The sequence below is a fragment of the Nocardia sp. NPDC003345 genome (genome assembly GCF_053589395.1).
Map to the genome: position 1 here is coordinate 1 of NZ_JBSFRU010000208.1, position 11,548 is coordinate 11,548.

The window sequence follows — 11,548 nt, forward strand, 5'->3', positions numbered from 1 at the left end:
CGAAGGAGCGCAGCGACTGAGCGGAGGAGTGAAGAACCGGGTTAATAGGGCCCCACCCTCGAGCGGCGGAGCCGCTCCAAAATTACAGCCCGACCCTTCGCGGAGGGGGCACATCCGGACTCTCCCTTCGCGGAGATGTCGCCTCTCAACTCACTCTTCGCGAAGGGGCACATCCCAACCCACCTTCGCGGAGAGGTCGGCCCGAACTCACCCCTTCGCGAAAGGGTTGATCGAGGTTGACCCATCCGCGTATGGATCAACCTCGCTCCTTCTTCGCGTACGGGCCACCCCGCCTCCTCCTTCGCGAACGGGTCACCCCCGACCCTCCTTCACGCACGCGTCACCCCCGCCCCCTCCCTCACGGAAGGGCTCACCTCGCGTACGTCCAACCTCACCCCTCCCTCCGACCGGGCAGCCCCGAAGTCGCACTCCGCCCCCGCGTGCCGCGGGCGCGCGATTGGACACAGCGCTAGGCTCGGGCGCGTGAGCAATTCGAACCCTGGCTCCGGTGGGCCGCCGCTGCGTGCGACGGCGATGGTTCTGATCGCCTTGGCGATCGTTTTCGCCGGTCTGGGCGCGATGTCGCTGTCGAGCGCGGATTCGGAGTCCTCCGATAGCGCCGAGAGCGCGGGGACGACCTCGACCACCACCGCGCCTGCCGCGCCGCGGACCACCGTGAGCGCTGTGATGCCGACGACGACGGCCGCGGCGGGAACCACCACCGCCACCGCCGCGACGTCCACCTCGGCCGCGGCGGGTGAGGTGGACAAGGCCGCGCCGGTGCGAGTGCTCAACAACAGTCTGGTCGCCGGGTTGGCGGCCACTACGGCGAACGAGCTCGCGGCGAAGGGCTGGACCAACACCTCGACCGGTAACTACGCGGCCGCGACGCTGGCCGCTACCACTGTCTATTACGGCACCGCTCCCGGTGATCAGCAGACCGCGGCCGCGGTCGCCGCCGATATCGGGGCGACGACCGCCCCGATGGTGCCCGGTGTGGGTGACGGTTCCGGTGTGGTCGTGGTGGTGACCGGGCGGTGATCGGGGCTGCCGGAGGCCGGGGCTGTCCCGGACGGATGGGGGCGGCGTGGCATCATCATCTGCGTCGAATGATCGTTGTCGAAACGATCGACCCGTAAACTCGGTACTCGTAAAGGAGTTCCTCGATGGCACCGTCCACATCTCGTCGCCCGTCCTGGCGGACCGTGACCCCGGTGCTGGCTGTCGCGGCTTTCGGCCTCGTGGCCTGCACGAACAGCCAGGAATCCAGCGACGTGGCCGGAACGACGCCACCGGTGTGGACCTCCGCGCCGGCTCCGGCGGGCGAGGGCGAGCACGGTGGCCATGCCGAGGAGCAGGGCACCCCGGCCGGTTCGGGTACCGAGGTCGAGTTGAAGACTCCCAGTGGTTCCTCGGCGGGCACCGCGAACTTCACTGTCGACGGTAACCACCTGAAGGTCACCGTCGATGCCACCGGGCTGACCCCGGGTTTCCACGGCCTGCATATCCACCAGGAGGGTAAGTGCGAGCCCAACTCGGCGCCGCCCGCCGGTGGCGCACCCGGTGATTTCCTCTCCGCGGGTGGGCATCTGCAGGTCGGCGGCGCCACCGGGCATCCGGCGAGCGGCGATCTCACCTCGCTGCAGGTCCGTGAGGACGGTCACGGCTACCTGGTGACCACCACCGATACCGTCACCATGGCCGATATCGAGGGCAAGGCGCTGATCATCCACGCCGGTCCGGACAACTTCGCCAATATTCCGGAGCGCTACACCCGTGAGGGTGGCGCGGGCCCGGATCAGAACACGATGAGCACCGGTGACGCGGGCGGGCGCGTCGCCTGCGGCGTCATCGGGTAGCAGTCGACGCGCTACGGAGGCGAAATGGGTGGGGCACGGATCGAACCGGTTCCTTTCCGTGAGTCGCCCAGGCCGACCATCGGGATCGAATGGGAGATCGCGCTCGTCGACAAGACGAGCCGCGATCTCTCCAATACCGCGGCGGCGGTCTTCGACGCCGTCGGTGAGCTGCGTGCCCACGACGGCACGCCGCAGGTGTCCAAGGAGCTGCTGCGCAACACGGTGGAGCTGGTCACCGGTGTGCACGAAACCGTCGGCGCGGCAGTGCAGGATCTGTCCGCGACCATGGATACGGTGCGGCGGGCCGCCGACGGACTGGGGGTGGACCTGTTCTGCGCGGGTACCCATCCGTTCGCGCAGTGGTCGACCCAACAGCTCACCCGCACCGAACATTACGACGAGCTGATCGAACGCACCCAGTGGTGGGGCCGGCAGATGCTGATCTGGGGCGTGCATGTGCACGTCGGAGTTTCGCACCGGGAGAAGGTCTTCCCGATCCTGAACTCGCTGCTGCTGTCGTATCCTCATCTGCTCGCGTTGTCGGCGTCTTCGCCCATGTGGTCGGGCTCCGATACCGGTTACGCGAGCAACCGGGCGCTCATGTTCCAGCAGTTGCCGACGGCCGGGCTGCCGTTCCAGTTCGAGAACTGGGGCCAGTTCGAACGTTATGTGCACGACGAGATGAAAACCGGTGTGTTCGAACAACTCGGCGGGATGCACTGGGATATCCGGCCGGCCCCGAAGTGGGGGACCATCGAGGTCCGGATCTGTGACGGGATCTCCAGCCGCGCCGAACTGGCCGCGCTGGCGGCCTTCATCCACTGCCTGATCGTGCATCTGGACGAGCGGGTGGAGCGGGGCGAGGATCTGCCGACGCTGCCGCCGTGGCATGTTCAGGAGAACAAGTGGCGGGCCGCCCGTTACGGCCTGGACGCCATCGTGATCGTGGACTCCGACAACCGGGAACGGCTGGTCACCGAGGATCTGGCGGAATTGCTGGATCGGCTCGAGCCGACCGCGCGGCGGCTGGGTTGCGCGGACGAACTCGCCGCGGTGGCCGATATCCCACGACGCGGCGCCAACTATCAGCGGCAGCGCAAGGTCGCCGCGGCGGCTCAGGGTGACTTGGTGGCGGTGGTGGACGCACTGGTGCGGGAACTGAACGGCTAGCACCCGTCCGGTCCGCAGCTGTTCAACAGGCCGTGGGCCTGCCGTTCACGTGCCGTTTACGATGAGCGAGTGCTAGTCGAAAACCCGAATACGGGAGCCGGGCCCGCGGTGCGCCCATCGGTGCCGCGACGGGGGTTTCGGGTAATCGCCGTACTCGCGGTACCGGCCCTGCTGATCGCCCTCCAACTGGTGGCCGGATGGCGCGGGTACGAGGGGCCGCTGGAGAGTCTGTTCCGGGATTACCTGGGCACCCCCAAGTCCATGACCGTCCCCTGGGCGGGGCTCGTGCTGGCCCTCGTCGGCATCTCCGGCCGTCATCGGCTGGTGGCGTTCGCGGCCGCGGTGGTGATCGATATCGGGTACGCCGGAGCCCGGTTGCTCATGGGGGAGCCGTTCACGGTCGGAAACGGCCCGGTGCTGGTGCTGACCGGGCTGGCGCTGGTGGCGTGGTTGCGCTGGGACGGTCCGCGGCGGCGCAATGCCCTGCGGGCGGCGGCGCTGGGAGCGCTGCTGATCCTGGCCACCAAGGTCGGTGATGTCTGGCTGCACATCACCATCGACCTGCGGCCCGAGGTGCTGGACCAGTACGTGATGCTGGCCGACCACGCGCTCGGCGATCCGTCCTGGGTGATGGGCCGGGTGCTGGAGGCGCTGGGGCCGGTGCCCGACGCGGTGCTGCACTGGGTGTACATCGAACTTCCGGCCGCGGCGATCCTGGTCGCCGTCTGGCAGTTGCGGTCGGTGGCCGGTGGCGGCCGGTGGCCCGCCCACTACCTGGTGCGTACTTTCCTGGTACTCGGGCTGGTGGGCCCGCTGGTGTACATCCTGTTCCCGGTGGTCGGTCCGATGTTCGCCTACGGTGCGGACGGCAACGGCTTCCAGGTCGGGAACTACTGGCCGGGGGTGGTCCCGTCGCTCGACCGCAGCCCGGAAGCGATGGCGTTCGACGCGGTGGCGCCGCGCAACTGCATGCCGTCCATGCATACGGCGTGGGCTTTGGCGCTGTTCCTGCACACCCGGCGTAACCCGGACGGCACGCTCGCACCCACCTGGCTGCGCTGGGGCGGTACCTTCTGGCTGCTGTGCACCTTGGCGGCGACCCTGGGTTTCGGCTACCACTACGGTGTGGATCTGGTCGCGGGCGCGGTGCTGTGCCTGACCGTCGAATCCGCGTTGCGCGAGCCCGAGCGCGGCTGGGGTATGTTCCGGATCCGTCTGGTGGTCGGCGGTGCGCTGATACTGGTGGCGCTGCTACTGGGCTACCGGTACCTCGCGGTGCAGATGGCCGACCATCCGGTGGTGGCCGGTTCGGTGGTGGTATCGCTGCTGGCCGCGCTGGCGGCCGGCTTCCACGCGACCTGGTTCTCGCGGCGCCGGCGGGGGACCGGCGCGGTCGCGCGGGCCGCTACCGTCGGCCGGTTGCCGGGTTCGGTGACCACCGGCTCCGGTGTGGCCGGTGCGGTCGCGGCGCCCAGCGCCCCGGCCGCCGCTCGCCGTGCGGTTCCGGTGGCCGGTGCGGCGGGCTGCGGCCACGTCCCGCCGGGGGAAGCGGCCCCCCTTCCTGATGAGTCCGAGGTGGCCGTGGCCTCCGGTGATCAGGTCGATTCCGCCACCGCGGCCGGCGATTGCCGCTGAGTCCACGGTCACGCCCACGCTGCGACCGGACCACCGGTGGCCGGCCTCCTCGCCTTCGCGCCGGCCGGTGGTCGTAACGAGACACTGCGGGGCAGCGGGCCTTCCCGCACCCCGCGGATGGCCCGGCCGGTCCCGGGTTATGGCTGCGGTTGCTGTTTCTCCAGGTCGTCTTCCAGTTCGTTGACGACCAAGAGGTCCTTGCGGTGCAGTTGCTCGCGGTAGGCGGTACGACCGATGAGGTGGGCGATGACGGGTGCGGTGAGCAGGGTGAACAGGCCGACCATCACCAGCATCCAGACGTTCGGATCGTCGTAGACCCGCAGACAGGTGCCGGTCAGGACCAGGATGAGCCCGATGACCTGCGGTTTCGTTGCCGCATGCATCCGCAGCAGCGTGTCGGGGAAGCGCACGATGCCGATCGCCGCGGTCAGCGCGAACAGGGCGCCGAGGATGATCAGAGTGCCGGAGATCCAGTTCAGTACGGTCGTCATCGGTCGTCCCGGACCCGGAAACGGGTGACGGCGGCCGATCCCAGGAAGCCAACCAGGGAGAGCGCGACGATGGCCGGAACCACCGTGGTGTCGCGGCTGTAGGCCGCCCACACCGCGAGCCCGCAGATCGCCATCGCGATGATCGAGTCGATCCCCACCACCCGGTCGAGGGTGTCGGGCCCGGCCAGGATGCGATAGGCGGTGATCAACGCGGCGGCGCCGAGCAGGACCGCGGCGATTACTGCCACAACGTTCACGAGCGCACCTCCTCGGGGGTGTCCGGTGGGGGGAGCGGGGTGGCGCGGTTCTCCAGCCCGGCTATCAGCAGCCGTTCCACCTGGCGGATGGTCCGGTAGAAGCTGTCCACGGCTTTCTCGCTGCTGATATCGACCACATGGACATAGACCACGCATTGCTGACGATCGATTTCGAGCACCATGGTGCCGGGAATCAGGTTCAGCAGATTGGTGCACAGGACCAGCACCAGATCCGACCGGAACGCGAAGCGCACCTTCAGCACACCCGAGACGGGGGGCGGTCCGGGCCGCAACGCGAACCAGGCGACCTGCAGGCTGGATTCGAGCGCGTAGTACACGCTGAGGGCGACCACCTGGATGAGCGGCAGCAGCCGTAAGCGGCCCCGCACCGGAATCTTGGGCAGCGGCAACGCCACCATGATCACCAGTCCGACCACGAACCCGGCGAGTACATTGGCGACGCTGATCTGCCCCCACAGCGCCACCCAGACCACCGTCAGCCACACCAGGACGCCCACGCGCAGGATGTTGTCGCGGGTCAGAGCCACCCAGCGCGTCATTTCGTGCCCCCGCCCAGTACCGCGCCGATATAGACGCCGCGATTCTGCAGTTCCACCGCCGCCCGGTCGGCGATGCCCAGCACCGGTCCGGCCCAGACCGTCAGCGCGACGCCCACCGCGACCAGCGCCGCGGTCGGCAGCACCATCATCACCGGCAGCCGGCCCGGATCGGTCCGTTCGTCGTAGAGCATGTCGGTGTTGTCCTCGACCAGCGACGGGAGGGTCGCCGCCACCAGGTGCCCGTCCGGAGCCTGTTCGCGGGGCCGCCAGAAGGCCTTGCTCCACACCCGGGCCATCACGTACAGGGTGAGCAGGCTGGTGACCACCGATCCGCCCACCAGGATCCAGGCCAGTGCGCTGCCGTCCTGCGCACCGGCCTGCAACAGCGCGACCTTGCCGATGAATCCGGAGAACGGCGGGATACCGCCGAGGTTCAGCGCCGGTATCAGGAACAGCCCGGCCAGCAGCGGGCTGGCCGCGGCCAGCCCGCCGACCCGGCGCAGCGAGGTCGAGCCGGCCTGTCGTTCGATCAGCCCGGCCACCAGGAACAGCGCGGTCTGCACGAGAATGTGGTGGGCGATGTAGTACACCGTGCCGGTGAGCCCGATCCGGCTGGCGATCCCGACGCCGAACATCATGTAGCCGATATGGCTGACCAGCGTGAACGACAGCAGCCGCCGGATATCGTTCTGCGCGATCGCGCCGAAGATACCGATGATCATGGTGAGCAGGCCGGTGATCAGCAGCAGATTGTCGAAACCGCCGTCGGGGAACAGCAGGGTCTGGGTGCGGACGATGGCATAGACGCCGACCTTGGTGAGCAGACCGGCGAAAACGGCGGTGACCGGGGCCGGTGCGGTGGGGTAGGAATCGGGGAGCCAGTTCGACAGCGGGAACACCGCGGCCTTGATCCCGAACGCGACCAGCAGCACCGCGTACACGGCCTGCCGGATGCCGTCGGGGATCCCGTCCATCCGCACCGCGAGCTGGGCGAAGTTCAGGGTGCCGGTGGCGCCGTAGATGACCGCCGTACCGATCAGGAAGATCAGCGACGACACCATCGACACCATCACATACGAGACCCCGGCCCGGATCCGGTCGGCGGTCGCGCCCAGGGTCAGCAGGACGAACGAGGCCACCAGCAGGATTTCGAAGCCGACGAAGAGGTTGAACAGGTCGCCGGCCAGGAAGGCCATCGAGACACCCGCGTTCAGCACCAGGTAGGTGGGCCAGAAGATCGAGGTGGGCTGGCGGACCCGGCTGTCGCCGATGTTCTGGCCGGCGCCGTAGACCGCGACCGCGAGCAGCACGATCGCGGATACCAGCAGCATCGCCGCCGACAGCCGGTCCACGACGATGGTGATGCCGATCGGTGTCTCCCAGCCGCCGACCTGCACGGCGACCGTGCCGTCGCGATCGGCCAGGTACAGCATCCCGGCGCAGATCACCACCACCGCGGTGAGCGCCACCATCACGAACACCCGCTGGATACGCGGGCTGCGACCGACGATGAGGGTCGCAGCGGCGGCCAGCAGGGGGATGAGAACCGGGAGCGGGGCCAGCGCGGGAAGCAGATCCGGAGACAGGTTCATTCCTCGGGTTCCTCCCGCTCGCGCGCGGCGATCCCGATGTCCTCCGGGTCGTTCTCCACTTTTTCGCTGGTGGTCAGGATGTAGGAGCGATACGCCAGGGCCAGCACGAACGCCGATACCCCCATGGTGATCACGATCGCGGTCAGGACCAGGGCCTGGGCCAGCGGGTCGGCCATTCCGGTGTGCTCGATATCGTCGGAGCCCTTGATCGGCGCCGATCCGTCCGGGCCGCCCATGGTGAGGATGAGCAGGTTCACGGCATTGCTGAACAGCAGGATGCCGAGCAGCATCTTGGAGACGGTCCGCTCCAGCAGCAGGTACACGCCGCAGGCGATGAGGACGCCGACGACTATCAGCAGGGTCAGGTTCGCGCTCATGTCTGCACCAGTTCGTCGTCCAGCCGCGCGCCGAGGCTGCGCAGTACGTCCAGGACCAGGCCGACCACGATCAAATACACCCCGAGATCGAAGAACAGGGAGGTCACCAGTTTGACGTGGCCGAGCAGCGGCAGCGTCGTCTCCACGATGACCGAGTACAGCGGCGGCGCGCCCAGTAGCAGCGATACCGTGGCGGTCCCGGCCGCGAGGACCAAGCCGGCGCCGAGCAGGCGGCCGGCGTCGATGGGCAGCGCTTCACCGAGTTCGTACTGCCCACCCGCGAGATAGCGCAACACCAGGGCCAGGCCCGCGATGAGCCCGCCCGCGAAACCGCCGCCGGGGGCGTTGTGGCCGGAGAAGAAGAAGTAGACCGACAGCACCATGACGGTGGGGAACACCAGACGGGTGGTGATCTGCAGCACCATCGACCGGTCCCGGCGGTCCACCAGCCGGCCGGCGGGCAGCCAGCTCACCTTGCCCGGGGTGTAGTCCGGGGAGTCGGCGGCGCGCGGGGCCACACCGAAGCGGCGGCTGCGGAACACCAGCGAGGCGACTCCGGTCGCGGCCACCACCAGCACCGATATCTCGCCGAGGGTATCCCAGGCGCGGATATCGACCAGCAGAACGTTGACCGCGTTCTTGCCGCCGCCGAATTCGTAGGCGGCGTCGGGGATACGTTCCCAGATCGGCTGGGTGTTGCGGGCCGCGATGGCGAAGGCCGCCAGCACGGGGACCGTGATTCCGGCCGCGATGGCGATCGCCGCCCGGCCGATCTGGAAACCGGCCTGCTGTTCCGGCCCGATCTCGGCCGGGAAAGCGCGGAGTACCAGGACGAAGACGACCAGGGTGAGAGTTTCCACCAGGAACTGGGTGAGCGCGAGGTCGGGTGCGCCGTGCAGGGCGAAGATGACGCCGCAGCCGTACCCGGTGAGGCCCACCACCAGCACGCTGGCCAAGCGGTTGCGCAGGACCGTCGCGCCGAGTGCCATGGCGATCATGATCGCGCCGATCACGAGTTGCAGCGGCGAATCCCACAGCCGGAGTTCGACGCCGGTGCGAGTGCCGACCGCCAGCACGACGGCGGGCAGGATGACAAGGGTGCCCAGGATCGCGGCCTGGTTCAACGGCAGCGATCCACGCTGCACCGAGCCCGTCATCCGCAGCGAGATCCGGTCCATGGCGCGCAGGGCGGCGTCGTAACCGCGGTCGGCGTTGCCCAGCAGGGTGGTGGAGTGGTCGATCCGGTCGCGGATCGTGAAGAGCCACACACCGGCGGTGACGATCAGCACCGTGAGCAGCAGTGGCCAGGTCAGGCCGTGCCACAGTTTCAGATGCTCGGTCAGTTCGCCGGGCAGGCTCGCCGCGTAGGGCACCAGCAACTCGTCCAGCCGGGGCGCGACCAGACCGGCACCGAGCGATCCGACCGCCAGCAGTGCCGGCGCGGCCAGCAGGGCGGGTCCGGGTGCATGCCATTCGGGTTCACGGACACCGGGTTTATCGGCGAAGGCGCCCCAGAGGAACCGCGCGCTGTAGGCCACGGTGAAAATCGAGCCGAGCACGATGCCCAGCCCGAGCGCCACCCGGGCGGTGAGACCGAGCGGTTCGGCGGAGAGTTCGGCCGCCAGCGCGGATTCCTTGGCCACGAAACCCCATAGCGGTGGTATCCCGGCCATGCTCAGGGCGGCGAGCGCGGCGGTGGCGAAGAGTATCGGGGAACGGCGCCCGAGCCCGGACAGCTTGTCGATCTCCCGGGCTCCGGCGCCGTGGTCGATGATGCCGACCACCAGGAACAGGCAGGCTTTGAAGAGCGCGTGCGCCACCAGCAGCGCTATACCGGCGAGCGCGGCGTCGGGAGTGCCGATACCGACCATGGTCACCAGAAAGCCGAGCTGGCTCACCGTGCCGAAGGCCAGCACCAGCTTGAGGTCGGTGACCTGCATGGCGCGCAGGCCGGCCAGCACCATCGAGGCCACGCCGAGGGTGAGGACCAGCGGGCGCCAGACCGGTTCGCCGGCGAACGCGGGAGCCATCCGGGCGATGAGATAGACACCGGCCTTGACCATCGCCGCGGCATGCAGATAGGCACTGACCGGGGTGGGTGCGGCCATGGCGCCGGGCAGCCAGAAGTGCAGCGGCACGATGGCCGATTTGCTCAGAGCGCCCACCAGGACGAGGACCAGCGCGATCTGTACCGCGATACCGCCCGGCGGGTGTTCGGCGGCCAGCAGATCCGACAGCAGGTAGCTGTCGTAACGCTCGCCGAGGATGACGATGCCGGCCAGCATCGCCAGCCCACCCGCGCCGGTGACCAGCAGCGCCTGCAGTGCGGCCCGGCGTCCGGCCGCGCTGTCGGAGTTGTGGCCGACGAGCAGGAACGACAGTACGGTCGTCACTTCCCAGAACGTGAACAGCAGCAACATGTTGTCGCTGGTGACCAGGCCGAACATGGCGCCGGAGAAGGCGACCAGCCAGGCGGCGAAAGAGCCGAGCTTGGGCTCGTCGTCCTGGAAATAACGGGCGCAGTAGGCGAGTACGAGCGCGCCGATCCCCAGGACGAGCGCGCTCATCACGGTGGCGAGCGAGTCGAATCGCAGATCCAGGGCGAGGTCGATACTCGGCGCCCAGTTCATTCGCAGCACCACGGTGTCGTTCCACCGGGCGATCACCCAGACCAGCGAGCCGAGAGGGACGAGTGCGAGCGGATAGAACGCGTTGCGCCCCAGCACTCGCACGGCGGGCGGCGCGACGAGCGCGGCCAAAGCGTGTGCGAGCAGGATGGCGAGCAAGCGTTACCTCCGTCGGAATCGGGGCGGCGGGGTACAGCGCGCTCATCATATGCGAGCACGATCTGGCACAATCGTACAGGTTAACGGACCGTGGTCCGCATTCGGCTACCCTCGGGCAACGATCTTCGCAGGTCAGACATACCGGACGGGGCGCCCGAAGTCAGTGCCGGGCGTCGGCGTACCGGCGCAGAGCCTCGACCTGCCCGGGGTCCAGTGAAGGCCGCACCGTCCGGCGCGCGGCGGCGATATCACCGGCAGTGACGTCGGCTGCCATCACATCCCGCCGCATGGCCGACAGCGCGGCCTCACGCAACAACGCCGCACAGTCGGCCGCGGAGAACCCCTCCAGATCCGCGGCCAGTGCCGCGAGATCGACCGATTCCGCCAGCGGCACCGAACGCCCGGCGGTCCGCAGGATCGCATGCCGAGCGTCGGCATCCGGCGGCGGCACGAAAACCAGCCGCTCCAGCCGGCCCGGGCGCAGCAGGGCCGGGTCGATGAGCTCCGGCCGGTTCGTCGCGCCCAGCACCACCACATCGCGTAACGGCTCCACCCCGTCCAGTTCGGTGAGCAGCGCGGCCACCACCCGGTCACCGACCCCCGAGTCCGAGCTCTGTCCGCGCCGCGGCGCCAGCGCGTCCACCTCGTCCAGGAAGATCAGCGACGGCGCCGAATCCCGGGCCCGCTGGAACAGCTCCCGGACAGCGCGCTCCGAGGACCCCACCCATTTGTCCATCAGCTCCGCGCCCTTGACCGCGTGCACACTGAGCTGCCCGCTGCCCGCCAACGCCCGGACCAGGTAGGTCTTCCCGCAACCGGGC

General features: G+C 68.8%; 11 protein-coding genes. 4 read left to right on the forward strand and 7 right to left on the reverse strand.

The features are described 5' to 3' along the window. Positions 1-483: 483 nt before the first annotated feature. The 4 genes from ACWDU1_RS21305 (at position 484) to ACWDU1_RS21320 (ending at position 4,664) form a co-directional block, all read left to right on the forward strand. The gene (locus ACWDU1_RS21305; protein ID WP_450000852.1) at positions 484-1,041 is read left to right on the forward strand and encodes a LytR C-terminal domain-containing protein; all 558 of its coding nucleotides are present in this window, start codon (positions 484-486) and stop codon (positions 1,039-1,041) included. A gap of 125 nt (positions 1,042-1,166) precedes the next feature. Beyond that, a complete protein-coding gene (gene sodC, locus ACWDU1_RS21310) occupies positions 1,167-1,859 on the forward strand; it encodes a superoxide dismutase[Cu-Zn] (protein WP_450000854.1) in 693 nt (230 codons plus the stop codon). A 24-nt stretch (positions 1,860-1,883) separates the two neighbouring features. Further along, positions 1,884-3,029: a glutamate--cysteine ligase gene (locus ACWDU1_RS21315; protein ID WP_450000856.1), complete on the forward strand. Its 1,146-nt coding sequence runs from the start codon at positions 1,884-1,886 to the stop codon at positions 3,027-3,029. 108 nt (positions 3,030-3,137) lie between these two features. Then, positions 3,138-4,664, forward strand: coding sequence for a DUF5933 domain-containing protein (locus ACWDU1_RS21320; RefSeq protein WP_450000868.1), 1,527 nt, complete (start codon positions 3,138-3,140; stop codon positions 4,662-4,664). Positions 4,665-4,801: 137 nt separating this feature from the next. Here ACWDU1_RS21320 and mnhG read toward each other — a convergent pair whose 3' ends face one another. The 7 genes from mnhG to ACWDU1_RS21355 all read right to left on the reverse strand — a co-directional run. Next, entirely contained in the window at positions 4,802-5,155 is a 354-nt protein-coding gene (gene mnhG, locus ACWDU1_RS21325) for a monovalent cation/H(+) antiporter subunit G (protein ID WP_450000858.1), read from the reverse strand. After that, a complete protein-coding gene (locus tag ACWDU1_RS21330; protein ID WP_450000860.1) occupies positions 5,152-5,412 on the reverse strand; it encodes a monovalent cation/H+ antiporter complex subunit F in 261 nt (86 codons plus the stop codon). The genes mnhG and ACWDU1_RS21330 overlap by 4 nt, the downstream gene beginning before the upstream one ends. Beyond that, a complete protein-coding gene (locus tag ACWDU1_RS21335; RefSeq protein ID WP_450000870.1) occupies positions 5,409-5,954 on the reverse strand; it encodes a Na+/H+ antiporter subunit E in 546 nt (181 codons plus the stop codon). Before ACWDU1_RS21335 ends, ACWDU1_RS21330 begins: the two co-directional genes overlap by 4 nt. 14 nt (positions 5,955-5,968) lie before the next feature. After that, positions 5,969-7,564: a Na+/H+ antiporter subunit D gene (locus tag ACWDU1_RS21340; protein WP_450000861.1), complete on the reverse strand. Its 1,596-nt coding sequence runs from the start codon at positions 7,562-7,564 to the stop codon at positions 5,969-5,971. After that, the gene (locus ACWDU1_RS21345; protein ID WP_450000863.1) at positions 7,561-7,941 is read right to left on the reverse strand and encodes a Na(+)/H(+) antiporter subunit C; all 381 of its coding nucleotides are present in this window, start codon (positions 7,939-7,941) and stop codon (positions 7,561-7,563) included. The genes ACWDU1_RS21340 and ACWDU1_RS21345 overlap by 4 nt, the downstream gene beginning before the upstream one ends. Then, positions 7,938-10,727, reverse strand: coding sequence for a Na+/H+ antiporter subunit A (locus ACWDU1_RS21350; RefSeq protein WP_450000865.1), 2,790 nt, complete (start codon positions 10,725-10,727; stop codon positions 7,938-7,940). The genes ACWDU1_RS21345 and ACWDU1_RS21350 overlap by 4 nt, the downstream gene beginning before the upstream one ends. Before the next feature lie 160 nt (positions 10,728-10,887). Then, on the reverse strand, positions 10,888-11,548 hold a 661-nt coding region (locus ACWDU1_RS21355), incomplete at its 5' end, for an ATP-binding protein (RefSeq protein WP_450000866.1).